The sequence below is a fragment of the Kitasatospora sp. NPDC030952 genome, from assembly GCF_055571335.1.
Window position 1 is genome coordinate 343010 of sequence record NZ_JBVIFM010000005.1, and the last position, 15402, is coordinate 358411.

The 15402-nt window shown below is 71.4% G+C and carries 12 protein-coding genes; 2 read left to right on the forward strand and 10 right to left on the reverse strand.

Annotation, left to right across the window (positions count from 1 at the left end; translation table 11 throughout):
• Nucleotides 1-50: 50 nt before the first annotated feature.
• The 8 genes from rodA to folC all read right to left on the reverse strand — a co-directional run bounded on the left by rodA (nucleotide 51) and on the right by folC (nucleotide 8957).
• The gene (rodA, locus tag ACZ47G_RS13265; RefSeq protein WP_380461838.1) at nucleotides 51-1250 is read right to left on the reverse strand and encodes a rod shape-determining protein RodA; all 1200 of its coding nucleotides are present in this window, start codon (nucleotides 1248-1250) and stop codon (nucleotides 51-53) included.
• A complete protein-coding gene (gene mrdA / locus ACZ47G_RS13270; protein ID WP_465741973.1) occupies nucleotides 1247-3625 on the reverse strand; it encodes a penicillin-binding protein 2 in 2379 nt (792 codons plus the stop codon). The genes rodA and mrdA overlap by 4 nt, the downstream gene beginning before the upstream one ends.
• A gap of 63 nt (nucleotides 3626-3688) precedes the next feature.
• Nucleotides 3689-4330: a rod shape-determining protein MreD gene (gene mreD, locus ACZ47G_RS13275; RefSeq protein ID WP_465741975.1), complete on the reverse strand. Its 642-nt coding sequence runs from the start codon at nucleotides 4328-4330 to the stop codon at nucleotides 3689-3691.
• A gap of 3 nt (nucleotides 4331-4333) precedes the next feature.
• Nucleotides 4334-5263, reverse strand: a complete 930-nt coding sequence (gene mreC, locus ACZ47G_RS13280) for a rod shape-determining protein MreC (protein ID WP_465741977.1) — start codon at nucleotides 5261-5263, stop codon at nucleotides 4334-4336.
• Between the two features lie 98 nt (nucleotides 5264-5361).
• Nucleotides 5362-6387, reverse strand: a complete 1026-nt coding sequence (locus tag ACZ47G_RS13285; RefSeq protein WP_317621116.1) for a rod shape-determining protein — start codon at nucleotides 6385-6387, stop codon at nucleotides 5362-5364.
• A 329-nt stretch (nucleotides 6388-6716) separates the two neighbouring features.
• On the reverse strand, nucleotides 6717-7130 hold the full coding sequence (gene ndk / locus ACZ47G_RS13290) for a nucleoside-diphosphate kinase (RefSeq protein WP_380461834.1): 414 nt from the start codon (nucleotides 7128-7130) through the stop codon (nucleotides 6717-6719).
• 89 nt (nucleotides 7131-7219) lie between these two features.
• Nucleotides 7220-7564 (reverse strand): DUF4233 domain-containing protein, encoded by a 345-nt coding sequence (locus tag ACZ47G_RS13295; RefSeq protein ID WP_465741979.1) that lies wholly within the window; start codon nucleotides 7562-7564, stop codon nucleotides 7220-7222.
• A gap of 1 nt (nucleotide 7565) precedes the next feature.
• Nucleotides 7566-8957: a bifunctional tetrahydrofolate synthase/dihydrofolate synthase gene (folC, locus tag ACZ47G_RS13300; protein WP_465741980.1), complete on the reverse strand. Its 1392-nt coding sequence runs from the start codon at nucleotides 8955-8957 to the stop codon at nucleotides 7566-7568.
• Between the two features lie 232 nt (nucleotides 8958-9189).
• Between folC and ACZ47G_RS13305 the strand changes: the two genes are divergently transcribed.
• Together ACZ47G_RS13305 and wecB are read left to right on the forward strand one after the other, a co-directional pair.
• Nucleotides 9190-10623 carry a glycosyltransferase gene (locus tag ACZ47G_RS13305; protein ID WP_465741981.1) on the forward strand — a complete coding sequence of 478 codons (1434 nt, stop codon included), beginning with the start codon at nucleotides 9190-9192 and terminating at the stop codon, nucleotides 10621-10623.
• 66 nt (nucleotides 10624-10689) lie between these two features.
• Nucleotides 10690-11847, forward strand: a complete 1158-nt coding sequence (wecB, locus tag ACZ47G_RS13310) for a non-hydrolyzing UDP-N-acetylglucosamine 2-epimerase (RefSeq protein ID WP_465741983.1) — start codon at nucleotides 10690-10692, stop codon at nucleotides 11845-11847.
• Nucleotides 11848-11898: 51 nt separating this feature from the next.
• Here the strand turns inward: wecB and ACZ47G_RS13315 are convergent, their stop codons facing one another.
• The gene (locus ACZ47G_RS13315) at nucleotides 11899-12423 is read right to left on the reverse strand and encodes a hypothetical protein (protein WP_380461832.1); all 525 of its coding nucleotides are present in this window, start codon (nucleotides 12421-12423) and stop codon (nucleotides 11899-11901) included.
• 322 nt (nucleotides 12424-12745) lie between these two features.
• A complete protein-coding gene (locus ACZ47G_RS13320; protein ID WP_465741986.1) occupies nucleotides 12746-15385 on the reverse strand; it encodes a valine--tRNA ligase in 2640 nt (879 codons plus the stop codon).
• Nucleotides 15386-15402 lie beyond the last annotated feature (17 nt).

Here is a 15402-nt window from a genome sequence, read left to right on the forward strand (position 1 = left end):
CTTTCCTGCCCTGTCCTGTCCTGTCCTGTCCTGTCCTGCCGCTCGAACGCTCAGGCCGCTATCGGCCGCTGGCTGCGCACCGCCTGGAGCAGCCCGATCCCTATCCAGACCGCGAACATCGAGGAGCCGCCGTACGAGACGAACGGCAGCGGGATGCCCGCGACCGGCATGATCCCCAGGCACATCCCGATGTTCTCGAAGGCCTGGAAGGAGAACCAGGCGATGATCCCGGCCGCCACGATCGTCCCGTACAGGTCGGTCGCCTGGCGGGCGATCCGGCAGGCCCGCCAGAGGATCACGCCGACCAGCGCGATGATCGCCAGCGCCCCGACGAAGCCCAGTTCCTCACCGGCGACGGTGAACACGAAGTCGGTCTGCTGCTCCGGCACGAACTGGCCGATGGTCTGCGTCCCGTGGAACAGCCCCTTGCCGGTCAGCCCGCCCGAGCCGATGGCGATCCGGGCCTGGGCGGTGTTGTAGCCGACGCCGTTGGGGTCGAGCTGGGGGTTGGCGAAGGCGGCGAAGCGGTCGATCTGGTACTGGCTCAGCAGCCCGAGCTTCCAGATCGCGATGCTTCCGCCGACGCCGAGCGCGAGGATGCCGAGCACCCAGCGGTTGGCGGCGCCGGAGCCGAGCAGGATGCCCAGCACGATCGCCGACATCACCATGACCGACCCGGCGTCCGGCATCAGCAGGACCAGGCCCATCGGCAGGGCGGCCCAGATCAGGCCCCGGAACACCGCCCGGTGCGAGGGGAACTCCCGCTCCCCGGCGTCCACCTGGTCCGACAGCACGACGGCCATCGCCAGCAGGATGGCGACCTTCGCGAACTCGGCCGGCTGGACGGAGAAGCCGCCGCCGAGCTGGATCCACGAGTGGGCGCCGTTGACGGTCGAGCCGATCGGACTGAGCGTCGCCAGCAGCAGCAGGAGCACGCCGATGTAGACGAAGGGCACCAGGGTGCGGACCCGCCGGGCTCCTATCGCTATCACCACGGCGCACAGCACCAGGCCGATCACGAAGTTCGTCAGGTGCCGGTAGAGGAAGTACTGCGGGTCCCCGTGGGTGAGGTTGTCGCGCCCGCGGGTGGCCGACCACACCAGTAGCGAGCCGCCGAGCGAGAGGGCCAGTCCGGCCAGCAGCAGTATCCAGTCCAGCCGCCAGAGCGGGGAGTCCTTGGCCAGGGCCTTGGAGACCCCGCTGCGCTGTGGGGTCAGCCTCAGCTGCCGGTACGAGCCGTAGGAGGTCATGCCCGTCCCCTTCCCTGGCGGTTCGGTTCGAGGGCGGTGTCGGTCGCGGTGTACGACGCCGGACTGTCGGCGGGCGGCGCCGGGTCGAGGAAGGTCGCCCCCGGGTCGTAGTGGGCCGCGCCGTAGTCCGCCGTGCCGTAGTCGGCCGGTGCGGCCACCCCCGGCGGGGCCGAGGCGGTGTCCAGCAGCACCGGAGCCGGAGCCGGAGCCGCGACCGGAGCGCCCTGCGCCGGGGCGGCCGGCCCCTGCACCGCGCCGGTGCCGTACGAGGCCGGCTTGATGATCGCGGTGCCGTCCGGGTTGAACTTCGGCAGCTCGCCCTGCGGCGCGGGCAGCAGCGCCTTGCTGTTGTCGATGTTGCCCTTGTCGTCCACGCCGTACAGCGCCTGGTAGATCCGGCGCACGGCGTCGCCGGAGCCGCCGGAGCCGGTGCCGCCCTGGCTTATCGTCATGACGACGGCGTAGTCCTTGCTGTACGTGGTCAGCCAGGAGGTGGTCTGCTTGCCCTCGACCTCGGCGGTGCCGGTCTTGGCGTGCAGCTCGATCTTGTTCTGCGGCCAGCCGGCCCCCGAGAACTTCCAGGCGGCGGTACCGCTGGTGATGACGCCCGCGGTGGCCTGGTCGATGTAGCTGAGCAGCTTCTGGTCGCCGGGGAACTTGGCGTCCTCGTGCGGGGCGATCTCGCGGACGAGGTCTCCGCTCGGGCTTATCACGGCCTTGGCGATGGTCGGCCGGTAGAAGGTGCCGCCGTTGGCCAGGGCCGAGTAGATCCTGGCCATCTGGACCGGGGTGACGAGGGTGTCGCCCTGGCCGATCGCGAAGTTGACGGCGTCACCGGCGCGCATCTGGTAGCCGTCGACGCAGTTCTCCCGGGCGATCTGGTCCGAGAAGCTGTTGCCGCCCTTCTGCGCCTGCGCGCACCAGGCGTCCTTGTTGTTGTCGTAGAAGGACTGCTTCCACTGCCGGTCCGGCACCCGGCCGGGGACCTCGGCCGGCAGGTCGATGCCGGTCTTGGCCCCGAGGCCGAACTCGTGGGCGGTCTTGAAGAACCAGTCGCCCGGGTCCTTCTTCGGCTTGATGCCGCCGTCCTTGGTCCACTGGTCGTACGCCAGGCCGTAGAAGACGGTGTCGCAGGAGACCTCCAGCGCCTTCTCCAGGGAGATGGCGCCGAAGTTCTCGCTCTCGAAGTTCTTGAACTCGCGGCCGCCGATGGTCAGGCTCTTGGGGCAGGGGTAGTTGCCGTCCAGCGAGTAGCCGGCCTGCACTGCGGCGGTGGTGGAGACGACCTTGAAGGTCGAGCCGGGGGCGGACTGACCCTGTATGGCCCGGTTCAGCAGCGGGAAGTTGGAGTCCTTGCTGGTCAGCGACTGGTAGTCCTTGCCGCTGATGCCGCCCACCCACAGGTTGGGGTCGTAGGTCGGGGCGCTGGCCATGGCGACGATCCGCCCGGTGTGCACGTCCATCACGACGGCGGCGCCGGAGTCGGCCTCGTAGTTGCGGTTGGTGACCTTGTCGAAGGTGTTCCGGGCGTCGGCCATGGCCTGCGCCAGGTTGTCCTCGACGACCTTCTGGACCCGGGCGTCGATGCTGGTGACCAGGTTGTTGCCGGTCTGCGGGGCGACGGTGCCGGCGGTGCCGATCACCCGGCCGAGGTTGTCGACCTCCAGCTTGGTGATGCCGGCGGTGCCGCGCAGGTCGCGGTCGTACACCGACTCCAGGCCGGCCCGGCCGATCTGGTCGGCCGGCAGGTAGCGGTCCAGGCCGGTCTTGTCGGCGGTCTTGCTGACCTCGTCGTCGGTGACCGGCGAGAGGTAGCCGAGCACCTGGGCCATGTTGGCGCCCTCGGCGCCGGTGTAGCGGCGTACGGCGGTGGGCTGCGCGGTGACCCCGGGGAAGTCCTCGCGGCGCTCCATTATCTGCATCGCCTGCTGGGTGGTCGCCTCCTTGGTGACCGGGATCGGCTGGTAGGGAGAGCCGTTCCAGCAGGGCTGCGGGGTCTTGGCGTCGCAGAGCCGGACCTTCTCCTGCACGTCCTTGGCGGGCATGCCCAGCACGTCGGCCAGCCGGCCGAGGACGCCCTTGCCGCCGTCCTTCTGCTGGAGCAGCGAGGTACGGCTCACGGAGACCACCAGCCGGGTCTCGTTGCCGGCCAGGATCCGCCCGGAGGCGTCCAGGATCTCGCCGCGGACGGCCGGATCGACCACCTCGCGGATGTGGTTGCCGGTCGCCTTGGCGGTGTACTCCTTGGCGTTGCGGATCTGCAGGTACCACAGCCGTCCGCCGAGGGTGGCGAGCAGCGACAGCACCAGGATCTGCAGCACCACCAGACGGATCGTCACCCGACGGGTACGGCCGGTCTCGGGGATGTTGCTCACGTCTCGTGCGCTCCAGGGGTGCGGGAGGGTCAGGAGGTCCGGGGGCGGGCCCGGACCGGACGGTTACGGGCGCCGGGCGAAGCCGGGCATGCGCCGCTTCTTGTAGGACGGCCCGCTCGAGACCTCACGCGTGGTGCGGTAGCGGGCCAGCGAGCCCAGGCCGGGGCCGCCCTCGTCGTCGTCGCTGGCGGCCGTCACCGGGTCGCGGCCGAAGCGGCGGCCGAGCAGCATCACCAGCGGCACCACGAAGGGCGCCAGCAGCAGGTCGTACAGCAGCGCGCTGATCACCAGTCCGACGAGGCCGACGTGCCGGGCCGCGGTGTCGCCGACCAGGGCGCCGACCAGGGCGTACAGCAGGGTGGAGGCGATCGCCGCGGCGCCGACGACCAGCAGCGCGCTGGAGACGGAGCGCTGGCGGCCGTGCTCGGGGCGCAGCAGCCCGGCGGCGTAGCCCATCAGGCAGAGCACCAGCGCGTAGCGGCCGATCGCGTGGTCGGAGGGCGGCGCGAGGTCGGCCAGCAGGCCGGCCGAGAAGCCGACCAGGCAGCCGCCGGTCGGACCGTAGACCATGGCCAGGCCGACCACGACGAGCAGCAGTATGTCCGGGGTGGCTCCCGGCAGCTGGAGCCGTCCGAACACGCTGACCTGGAGGATCAGGCCGAACAGGATCAGGACGGCGGAGACGGGGATGCGGGCGAGGCGCATGGCTCAGTTCCCCCCAGTGGGCTTGGCGGGCGGGGCGGCGGACGCGGCCGGGGCCTGGCTCTGCCCCGGGGTGGGGGCGGGCGGCAGCACGGCGTCGCGCGGGTCGGTGCGCGGCGGCACGACGACCACGCCGACCAGGTCCAGCCGGGTGAACTGGACGAACGGCTCGACCAGGACGGTCTTGGTCAGCTGGCCGGCGTTGGCCTGGACCTCGGTGACCTTGCCGACCGGGACGCCGGGCACGAAGGGGCGGCCGCTCTGCGAGCCGAAGGTGACCAGCCGGTCGCCGGCCTTGACCTGGGCCTTGCCGTTGAGCAGGGAGACCTTCATCGGGCTGTCGCCACCGCCGGAGGCGAAGCCGATCTCGCCGCTGCCCTCCAGCCGGGTGCCGGCCGAGAAGCCGGGGTCGGAGGCGAGCAGCACGGTGGCGGTGGTCGGGGCGACGGTGGTGATCCGGCCGACCAGGCCCTGGCCGTTGATGACCGTCATGTCGCGGGTGAGGCCGTCGTCGCTGCCGGCGTCGATGGTGATGGTCCAGGAGAAGCCCTGGGCCGGGCCGATCGCGATGACCTGGGCGGCCTTGACGGTGTAGCCGCCGGCGCCGGCGGTGCGCAGCAGGTCGTCCAGCTGCTTGGTGCGCCCGGTGGCCATGTCGGAGGAGGCGAGCTTCTGCCGCAGCTCGGTGTTCTCGCGGGCGAGTTGGTCGGTGCGGCCGTTGTCGGTGGCGGCGTCGCGGAAGGCGCGGACGGTGTTGGCGACCGGGTCCACCACGGTGGCGGCGCCGCGTTCGACCGGGCCCAGGGCGCTGGCGGCCGCGTGCCGGGCCGGTCCGAGCGGGGAGTCCTCACCGCCCTTGATGTCCACGGTGATCAGCGCGAAGGCGACGGCCACCAGCAGGATGAGCAGCAGCCGACTCTCTCGTGTGTCCCTCACGGTGCTGGTACTGCCCCTTCGTACCTGGCGGCCGCCCGGGGCTGTGGGGCCCGGGCGGCCGCCCGTTCAGTTGAGTGTCGGAATGTGTCGTCGTGGTGCTAACGGCGCGGTGAGGCGTCCAGTACCTGCTGGAGCGCCTCGAACTCCTCGACGCACTTGCCGGAGCCGAGCGCGACGGAGTCGAGCGGGTTCTCGGCGATGTGGATCGGCATGCCGGTCTCACGGCGCAGCCGCTCGTCCAGGCCGCGCAGCAGGGCGCCGCCGCCGGTGAGCACGATGCCGCGGTCCATGACGTCGCCGGCCAGCTCGGGCGGGCACTGGTCGAGGGTGGTCTTGACCGCGTCGATGATCGAGTTGACCGGCTCGTCGATGGCGGCGCGGACCTCGGCGGCGGAGATGACCACGGTCTTGGGCAGACCGCTGACCAGGTCGCGGCCGCGGATCTCGGCGTGCTCGTCCTTCTCGCCCTCCATGCCGAAGGCGCTGCCGATGCTCATCTTGATCTGCTCGGCGCTGCGCTCGCCGAGGAGGAGGGAGTACTCCTTCTTGATGTGCTGGACGATCGCGTTGTCCAGCTCGTCGCCGGCCACCCGGATGGACTGGGCGGTGACGATGCCGCCGAGGGAGATGACGGCGACCTCGGTGGTGCCGCCGCCGATGTCGACGACCATGTTGCCGGTGGCCTCGTGGACGGGCAGGCCGGCGCCGATCGCGGCGGCCATCGGCTCCTCGATGATGTGCACCTGGCGGGCGCCCGCCTGCGAGGAGGCCTCGATCACGGCGCGGCGCTCGACGCCGGTGATGCCGGAGGGCACGCAGACCACGACGCGCGGGCGGGCGAGGTAGCGGCGGCGGTGGATCTTCAGGATGAAGTAGCGCAGCATCCGCTCGGTGATCTCGAAGTCGGCGATCACGCCGTCCTTGAGCGGGCGGATGGCGACGATGTTGCCCGGCGTGCGGCCGATCATCTTCTTGGCCTCGGCGCCGACCGCGAGGATGCCGCCGGTGTTGGTGTTGACCGCGACGACGGACGGCTCGTTGAGGACGATCCCCTTGCCCCTGACGTACACCAGCGTGTTGGCTGTTCCGAGGTCGATCGCCAAGTCTCGGCCGATGAACGACAGGTTGCTCGCCATGGGGTGTGGGTGCCTTCCCGGGCTCGGAGTTCTTGGGGTGGACGGATGCGCGCCCACGCTTGGGCGGAGACCAGCTGAGCTGCCGTACCGGGCCCTTGAGTCGCGTCCATCGTAGTCACGCCGCTCGGTACGGACATCGACGCGGGGCATACCGTCCATTGTCCGGAGCGTGTTCGCTTCTCCGAGCATTGGGACGCCGTGTCGGCGTCCCCAGTTCCCTATTTCACGATAAGAATGCCCCGGCCGGGCCAATGGTCCCGACCGGGGCGGTACGAACGTCCTGCCGGGTGCGTCGCCCTGACGATCCGGCTGCGGGATCAGGCGTTCGCGGGGAAGAAGATCTTGATCTCGCGCTCGGCGGACTCCGGGGAGTCGGAGGCGTGGATCAGGTTCTCGCGGGTGATGGTCGCGTAGTCGCCGCGGATGGTGCCGGAGCCGGCCTCCAGCGGGTTGGTGGCGCCGGCCAGCATCCGGATGCCCTTCACGACCTCCTCGCCCTCGACGATCATCGCGATCGACGGGCCGGAGGTCATGAACTCCAGCAGCGGCTCGTAGAACGGGCGGCCGACGTGCTCGGCGTAGTGCGTCTCCAGGGTCTCCCGGTCGAAGGTGCGCAGCTCGACCGCGGCCAGCCGCCAGCCGGCCTTGCGCTCGATGCGGCTGATGATCTCGCCAGCCAGGCCGCGGCGGACGGCGTCGGGCTTGAGCAGGACGAGAGTGCGCTGGGACACGGTGCGTCTCCTGGGGATTTGGTACGGCATGCGGTATGGGGCAGAGGTTACCTTGCGTGAACGACCGGTCGGTTACCCCCGCCCGAGCGTCAGGCGGCCTGGGCCTCGGCGGCCGCGCGGGCGGCCTTGAACTCGTCGACCTTGCGGCCGTAGTGCACCGAGCACCACCACAGGCCGGCGAAGACCACGCCGAGGCCGAACATGGTCGGCAGCACGAAGCCGCTGGCGATCAGGCCGATCTGCAGTGCCCAGCCGATCTGCACCGCGCCGGTGCGGTTGATCATGCCGCAGAGCGCGATGCACAGCGCCATCGCGATCCCGCTGACGATCCACACGGTGGCCGTCGAGACGCTGGACAGCTGCATCGCGACCAGCGCCGCGAACATGATCAGCAGCGCCTCGCCGATCAGCGTCGAGGAGCAGAGCGTCCTCATGTCACTTCCTCCCGAGCAGCAGGCGGGCCTCGCCCACCGTGATGACCGAACCGGTGACCAGCACCCCGGCGCCGCCGAGGTCGCCCTCCTCCTCGGCCAGGGTGACGGCCGCGGCGATGGCGTCGTCGAGCCGGGGCTCGACCTGCACCCGGTCGTCGCCGAAGACCTCGACGGCGAGGGCCGCGAGCTCGTCCACGTCCATCGCGCGGTGGGTGGAGTTCTGGGTGATGACGACCTCGGCCAGGATCGGCTCGAAGGCCTCCAGCACGCCGGCCACGTCCTTGTCGCCCGAGGTCCCGATCACGCCGACCAGGCGGGTGAAGCCGAAGGACTCGGAGAGCGCGGCGACGGTGGCCCGGGCGCCGTGCGGATTGTGCGCGGCGTCCAGGACGATCGTGGGGCTGCGGCGGACGACCTCCAGGCGGCCCGGCGAGGAGACGCCGGAGAAGGCCTGGCGGATCTTGTCCACGTCCAGCTGTCCGCCGCGGGCGCCGCCGACGCCGAAGAAGGCCTCGACCGCGGCCAGCGCCAGCGCCGCGTTGTGCGCCTGGTGCTCGCCGTGCAGCGGGATGAAGACGTCCTCGTACTCCTCGCCGCCGAGCCCGCGCAGCGTCACCAGCTGGCCGCCGACGGCGAGCTCACGGCGGATCACGCCGAACTCCATGCCCTCGCGGGCGACCGTGGCGTCCACCTCGACGGCCCGGCGCAGGATGACCTGGGCGGCGTCCAGCTGCTGCTGGGCGACCACGGCGACGGCGCCGGACTTGATGATCCCGGACTTCTCGACCGCGATCTCGCCGGTGGTCTCGCCGAGCTTGTCGGTGTGGTCCAGTCCGATCGGGGTGATCACCGACACCACGGAGTCGATGACGTTGGTGGCGTCCCAGGAGCCGCCCATGCCGACCTCGACCACCGCGACGTCCACCGGGGTGTCGGCGAAGGCCGCGTAGGCCATGCCGGTCAGCACCTCGAAGAAGGACATCGGGACGGGCTGCGCCGCATCGACCATCTGCACGTAGGGCTCGATGTCGCGGTAGACCTCGACGAACCGCTCCGGGCTGATCGGGGCGCCGTCCAGGGTGATCCGCTCGGTGACGGACTCCACGTGCGGGCTGGTGTAGCGGCCGGTGCGCAGCTCGAAGGCGCTGAGCAGCTGCTCGATCATCCGGGCGGTGGAGGTCTTGCCGTTGGTGCCGGTGATGTGGATGGACGGGAAGGACCGCTGGGGCTGGCCCAGGATGTCCATCAGCGCCTCGATCCGGTCGAGCGAGGGCTCCAGCTTGTTCTCCGGCCAGCGCTTGGAGAGTTCCACTTCGACGTCGCGCAGGGCGTCGCCGGTGCTGCCGTCGGCGGGGCGGAGGGTGTACGGATTCGGGTCGGCCTTGTCGCTCACGACCACAGTCTACGGAGCGGTGGCGGCCCGTCCTCACAGGGCGAGGGCGACGGCGCCGGCGGTGATCGCGGCACGGCGGGCGGCGGGGTGAGAACGGCCACTTTGCCCCGTCTTTGCCCTGATTCTGAAGTTTTCTCCCTTTACTATCGATTCAGCGAGTTTGGACGGCAATGAAGCATCGATTCGCAACCAACAGGAGCTGACAGCCTTTGATCACGAGGAGCACTGCACCATGCCCGACGCCCTGCACGACTGGATCGTGCTCCGCCAGGACGCCGTCGTCTGGTTCGCCGGACTGATCTCCCTGGCGCTCGTCGGCTACATGGCCTTCGTCTTCGGACGCTTCCTCGTGTACTGGGCCGGCTCCCGCCACGCCTTCAAGCACAACCGGCCGGCCGCCCCCGGCGACCCCGCCGCCTTCCAGTGGCACCTGGTCGTCCCCTGCCGCGACGAGGAGGCCGTGGTCACCCAGACCCTGGCCGGCCTGCGGGCCGTCGCCCCCGAGGCCCACCTGTGGGTGATCGACGACGACAGCGAGGACGCCACCCGCGACCTCGTCCTCGCCGCCGCCGCCCGCGACCCGCGGATCCACCTCGTCCAGCGCCGCCGCCCGCACGCCCGGATCGGCAAGGGCGCCGCGCTCAACGCCGCCTACCGCGAGATCTCCGCCCGGCTGCCCGAGTCCACCGACCGCTCCCGGGTGGTGATCGGCGTGGTCGACGCCGACGGACAGCTCGACCCGGGCACCCTCGGCCAGGTCTGCAACCCCAAGGCCCTCGGCCGCCCCGACACCGGCGCCGTGCAGATCGGCGTACGGATGCGCAACGCCGACGACGAGCGCCCGCTGCCCGGCCGCGGCCGCACCGCCAACGCCGTCGCCCGCGCCCTGGTCCGGATGCAGGACGTCGAGTTCCAGGCCAACAACGCCGGCATGCAGCTGCTGCGCCGCCGCACCGGCAGCGTCGGCCTCGGCGGCAACGGCCAGTTCGTCCGGCTGACCGCCCTCGACACCCTCACCGCCGAGGAGGGCCGGGCCGGCCGCCCCTGGCCCGAGCGCGCCCTGCTGGAGGACTACGAGTCCGGCCTCGACCTGCGGCTGGCCGGCTGGCGACTCACCCATGTCACCGAGGCCCAGGTCTCCCAGGAGGGCCTGATCTCGCTGCGCCGCTTCCTCACCCAGCGCACCCGCTGGGCCCAGGGCAACATGCAGTGCCTGCGCTACACCGGCCGGGTGCTGCGCTCACCGCACTACACGGCCGCCGGCAAGGCCGAGGTGCTGTACACCTTCCTGCAGCCGGTGGTCTGCGTGCTGCTGGTAATGCTGTTCCCGCTCTCGCTGGCCATCACCACCGCCGGGCTGGTGCTCTTCCCGGCCGGGACCGCCGAGTTCCAGCTCCGGTTCGGCCCGTGGATGCTGCTCGCCTTCGCACTCGCCACGCTGCCGATGGTGTGCTGGGGCCTCGCCTACCGCAGGCTCGTCCACCCGGACCGCAGCCGGCTCACCGGGCTGCTCTGGGGAATCCTGGTCTGGCTCTACGCCTACCACCTCTTCGTGGTCGCCCTGCGGGCCGCCGTACGGCTGGTGCTCGGCCGCAACGGCTGGGCCAAGACCCGGCGCAACGCCGAGAAGGTCGCCGTCGGCGCCCCCACCGCGCTCGAGTCCTGAGCCCCGGCCACCGAGCCGCCCCCACGCCGCCGCCTCCCCACGTCATCCCCACGCCCCGGAGCACCCATGAGCATGTGCCTGCCCCCGAACAGCGTCGCCGTCGTCCTCGGCACCCGCCCCGAGCTGGTCAAGCTCGCCCCGCTGATCCACGAGCTCGGCGACGCCACCCGGCTGGTGCACACCGGCCAGCACTGGGACGAGGCGATGTCCGGCCGCTTCCTGCGCGACCTCGACCTGCCGGAGCCGGAGGTGCTCACCGGCGTCGGCGGCCGCCCCCGGGCCGGCCAGATCGCCCAGTCGCTCGGCCAGCTGGACGCCGCCTTCGCCGAGGACCGCCCCGCCGCCGTCGTGGTCCAGGGCGACACCAACGCCACCCTCGCCGGCGCGCTGGCCGCCAACGCCCGGGAGATCCCGCTGGTGCACGTCGAGGCCGGGCTGCGCAGCTACGACCGGGCGATGCCCGAGGAGCACAACCGGGTGATGGTCGACCACGTCTCCGACCTGCTCTGCGCCGCCACCGAGGACAACGTCGCCAACCTGCGCGCCGAGTCGCTCGACCGCGGCCGGATCGAGCTCACCGGCAACACCGTGGTCGAGGTGGTCCGCCGTCAGCTGCCGGACGAGGGCGACCGCGCCGCGCTGCTCGCCGCCCACGGGCTGCGCCCGGACGGCTACGTGCTGGCCACCGTGCACCGCCCGGAGAACACCGACACCGCCGAGGCGCTCGGCGCCGTGCTCGCCGAGCTGGACCGGATCGCCCGGGCCGGCACCCCGGTGCTGTTCCCGATGCACCCGCGCACCCGGGCCGCCGTCGAGCGCTTCGGGCTGGACACCCTGCTGGCGCGGCTGGCCGTCACCGAGCCGGTCGGCTACGGCGACTTCCTCGGCCTGGCGAGCCACGCCGCGCTGCTGGTCTCCGACTCCGGCGGCGTGCAGGAGGAGTGCACCGTGCTCGGCCGTCCACTGCTGGTGGTGCGCCGCTCCACCGAGCGCCCGGAGGCGGTGGAGGCCGGTTTCGCCGCGCTGGTGCGGCCCGGCCAGGAGCTGGGCGAGCTGGCCCGCGCCTGGCTGTCCGACACCCCCGAGCGGCTGGCCCGCCTCGCCGCCACCCCGAGCCCGTACGGCGATGGCCGCGCCTCGGCCCGGATCGCCGCGCTGACCGCCGCACTGGCCGACGCGAACGCCTGGACCGTCGGCGGCAGCGCCCTCGCGACGGCCGCCTAGACTCCTGCGCGCCGTGCCGTCACCGGTCCACCGGGACCGGGGGCGGAGGCGTCAGACCCCGGCCCGGGCCTCCGGGACGTGCACGGCGCCACCGTGCCGCCGGCGCAACTCGGCGGTGATCTCGGCCAGTTCGCCCTCGGGCAGCAGCGGCAGCATCATCGCCATGCCCTGCAGCAGACCGCCGAGCAGGTAGGTGGTGTCCGCCGTCGCGGCGACCAGGCCGCGGACCTCGGCCACCCGGCCGTCCGCGACCGCCTCGATCAGCTGGGCCGCGTTAGCGGTCTCCTCGTCCACCTCGACCGCGGCGGTGTCCTCCGGGGCCCGCCGGGCCATCGCCCGCAGCACCCGGTCACCGACCTCGGCGGCGTAGGCCTTGCGGACGGCCTCGGCGGCGATCCAGGCGAGCAGGGTGGTCACCTCCCGCTCGGCGTTCTCCGCGAGCAGCAGGTCCAGCTCGTGGTCGAACGCGAGCTGGTTCCCGTGCCGGAAGGCGAGCAGCAGCGTCGCCGCCCTGGCCTTGGCCTCCTCGACCGCCTCGGCAGGCAGTTCCTGGGCCAACTCCTCGGTCACCACCACGCCATGCCCTCCCGTCCGTCGCTCAGCAGGAACGCTCAGCAGAAAACTCCTTCGGAAACTCCGTGCACACCGTACACATCCGACCTGGAAACTTCCGCGAACGCGCGCGGGCAAGACCGGAATCAATTCGCTCGGAATAGGACCTCACCCGGTCCAGGATGAATATTCGCCGGAAGGGAGCAATGTTGCTGCTCTATTAGGCGTAGCGGCTGCCGTATTAGCCGAAGGAGCCGAAGAGGTCGAAGGAACCGGCGGGCCGGAAAACGCCGAGGGGCCGCACTCCGCGCGTCGCGGGTGCGGCCCCTCGGGGGGCGATCCGGGCTCAGCCCTGCGGCAGCGCCGCGAGCTGGGCGGTGATCCGGGCGATGTCGGCCTCGGCGGCCTCCTGGCGGCCCCGGATCTTGGCGACCACCTCGTCCGGCGCCTTGGCCAGGAAGGCCTCGTTGCCGAGCTTGGCGGTGGTCTGGGCCTTCTCCTTCTCGGCGGCCGCGAGGTCCTTGGCGAGGCGCTTGCGCTCCGCCGCGACGTCGATGGTGCCGGAGAGGTCCAGCGCGACGGTGGCACCGGCCACCGGCAGCGAGGCGGTGGCCGCGAAGCCGTCGTCCGGGAGGGTCAACCGCAGCAGCGAGCGGATGGCGTCCTCGTGGACGGCCAGCACGGTGCCGGCCAGCTCCAGCCGGGCCGGGACGCGCTGCGCGGGCTGCAGGCCCTGGTCCGAACGGAACCGGCGGACCTCGGTGACCACCTGCTGCAGCGTGGCGATCTCCGACTCGGCTGCCGCGTCGCGGTAGCCGCTGTCCTTCGGCCACTCGATCACGACCAGCGACTCGCCGCCCGTGAGCGCCGTCCAGAGCGCCTCGGTGACGAACGGGACGATCGGGTGCAGCAGCCGCAGGGTGACGTCCAGCACCTCGCCCAGCACCCGGCGCGAGGCGTCGGCCTGCGGGCCGCCCTTGGCCAGGGTGGTCTTGGAGAGTTCGACGTACCAGTCGAAGACCTCGTCCCAGGCGAAGTGGTACAGCGTGTCCGAGACCTTGGCGAACTCGTAGTCGTCGTACAGCGCGTCCACCTTGGCCACGGTCTCGTTCAGCCGCGACAGGATCCAGCGGTCGACCGCGGTCAGCTCCTCCGGCGCGGGCAGCGGGCCCTCGACGGTGGCGCCGTTCATCAGCGCGAAGCGGGTGGCGTTCCAGATCTTGTTGCAGAAGTTGCGCGAGCCCTTGACCCAGTCCTCGCCGATCGGCACGTCGGCGCCCGGGTTGGCGCCGCCGGCCAGGGTGAAGCGGACGGCGTCGGCGCCGTAGGCGTCCATCCAGTCCAGCGGGTCCACGGCGGTGCCGGAGGACTTCGACATCTTCTTGCCGAATTCGTCGCGCACCAGGCCGGTCAGCGCGACGGTCTTGAACGGCGCCTCGCCGTCCATCGCGTACAGGCCGAACATCATCATCCGGGCGACCCAGAAGAAGATGATGTCGTGGCCCGTGACCAGGACGTCGGTCGGATAGAACTTCTCCAGGTCGGCGGTCTTCTCCGGCCAGCCGAGCGTGGAGAACGGCCACAGGCCGGAGGAGAACCAGGTGTCCAGGACGTCCGGGTCCTGGACCCAGCCCTCGCCGGTCGGCGGCTGCTCGTCCGGTCCGACGCAGACGACCTCGCCCTCGGGGCCGTACCAGACCGGGATCCGGTGGCCCCACCAGAGCTGGCGCGAGATGCACCAGTCGTACATGTTGTCGACCCAGTCGAAGTAGCGGCGCTCCAGCTCCTTCGGGTGGATCTCCACCTTGCCGTCGCGGACGGCGTCGCCGGCGGCCTTGGCCAGCGGCTCGACCTTGACCCACCACTGCAGCGACAGCCGCGGTTCGACCACCGTGTGGCAGCGCGAACAGTGGCCGACGGCGTGCATGTACGGGCGCTTCTCGGCGACGATCCGGCCCTGCTCGCGCAGCGCGCCGACGACGGCCGAGCGGGCCTCCATCCGGTCCAGGCCGAGGAAGGGGCCGTGCACGGTGATCGTGCCGCGCTCGTCCATCACGGTCAGGTTCGGCAGGCCGTGGCGCTGGCCGATGGCGAAGTCGTTGGGGTCGTGCGCGGGCGTCACCTTGACGGCGCCGGTGCCGAACTCCGGGTCGACGTGCTCGTCCGCCACGACCGGGATCTCCCGGTCGGTCAGCGGCAGCTTGATGGTCCGGCCGACCAGGTGCTTGTACCGCTCGTCCTCCGGGTGGACGGCCACGGCGGTGTCGCCCAGCATCGTCTCGGCCCGGGTGGTGGCCACGACGATCGAGTCCTCGCCGTCGCCGTAGCGGATCGAGACCAGCTCGCCCGGGGTCTCCTCGTGCTCCACCTCGATGTCGGACAGCGCGGTGAGGCAGCGCGGGCACCAGTTGATGATGCGCTCGGCGCGGTAGATCAGGCCGTCGTCGAACAGCCGCTTGAAGATGGTCTGGACGGACTGGGACAGGCCCTCGTCCATGGTGAAGCGCTCGCGCGACCAGTCCACGCCGTCGCCGAGCCGGCGCATCTGGCCGAGGATGCGGCCGCCGTAGCTCTTCTTCCACTCCCAGACCTTCTCGACGAAGGCCTCACGGCCCAGGTCGTGGCGGGAGAGGCCGGCCTCGGCGAGCTGCTGCTCGACCTTGTTCTGGGTCGCGATGCCGGCGTGGTCCATGCCGGGCAGCCAGAGCGTCTCGAAGCCCTGCATGCGCTTGCGGCGGGTCAGCGCGTCCATCAGCGTGTGCTGGAAGGCGTGGCCCAGGTGCAGGACGCCGGTGACGTTCGGCGGGGGGATGACGATCGTGTACGCGGGCTTGTCGCTCTTCGCGTCCGCGGTGAAGTACCCACGCTCCACCCAGCGCTCGTACAGCTCGCCCTCTACGTCCGCGGGGGTGTAGGTCGTCGGGAGGGTTGCCGCATCGTCCCCGGCAAAGGTGCTCACGGGGCGCTGGTTCGTCGTGTCGGTCACGACGCACAGTTTACGTA

Bases quoted from the DNA above. Each gene is read 5' to 3' on its own strand.
- wecB (WP_465741983.1), top strand. From the start codon at position 10,690: ATGAGCATGTGCCTGCCCCCGAACAGCGTCGCCGTCGTCCTCGGCACC.
- ACZ47G_RS13295 (WP_465741979.1), bottom strand. From the start codon at position 7,564: ATGAGGACGCTCTGCTCCTCGACGCTGATCGGCGAGGCGCTGCTGATC.
- ACZ47G_RS13305 (WP_465741981.1), top strand. From the start codon at position 9,190: ATGCCCGACGCCCTGCACGACTGGATCGTGCTCCGCCAGGACGCCGTC.
- mreD (WP_465741975.1), bottom strand. From the start codon at position 4,330: ATGCGCCTCGCCCGCATCCCCGTCTCCGCCGTCCTGATCCTGTTCGGC.
- rodA (WP_380461838.1), bottom strand. From the start codon at position 1,250: ATGACCTCCTACGGCTCGTACCGGCAGCTGAGGCTGACCCCACAGCGC.